The organism is Liquorilactobacillus sicerae (genome assembly GCF_029916425.1).
GTDB lineage: Bacteria > Bacillota > Bacilli > Lactobacillales > Lactobacillaceae > Liquorilactobacillus > Liquorilactobacillus sicerae.
The window spans coordinates 1-552 of record NZ_JAHAVQ010000131.1 but is presented as its reverse complement, the minus strand read 5'-3'; the positions used below and the strand labels follow the sequence as shown (position 1 = coordinate 552).

Genomic DNA, 552 nt, shown 5'->3' with positions numbered 1-552 from the left:
TGAAAGATTATGGCAAAAAAAACGCTATTAGCGCAATTATTGCAAACAGCGATCTAGTCGCGATTGGAATCATAAATCAAGCAGCGGCTTTTGGATTGTCAATTCCAAGCGACATTTCTGTCATAAGTGTCGACGGAACTGACTTTTGTAGTATTTTTCGTCCTCAAATTACCAGTGTTAGCCAATCATTTTATTAAATGGGAGTTTTAGGAACAGAGTATCTGCTTAATCAAAGGGACAATTCAGTTGAAAAACGATTCACGCCAATTGAAATTAAACAAAGAGATAGTGTCAAATGTCTTAGTTAACAGATAATTTCGTTTTGAACAAATTTTCGAAAAAACGAGTAAATAAAAAAGCTCAATATTTATTGAGCTTAAATTTGGCAATTATAAAAAATTTATTTCCAATAATCCTCATCCCCATAATTCAAATGAGTACTGTCAGCTTCGTTGTTTTTAAACTCGGCCAATGCCTCTTGATAAACGGCCGTTCCACGCTGATAGGCATTTATTCCAGTTAAGAAATGAAATGGTGGCTGTGGCATGTTAG

General features: G+C 34.8%; 1 protein-coding gene. It reads left to right on the top strand.

Annotated features, from left to right (window positions below):
- Nucleotides 1-197 (top strand): substrate-binding domain-containing protein (locus tag KH893_RS11630; RefSeq protein ID WP_281166257.1); only part of this gene is annotated, 197 nt, incomplete at its 5' end.
- Between the last annotated feature and the right edge of the window lie 355 nt (nt 198-552).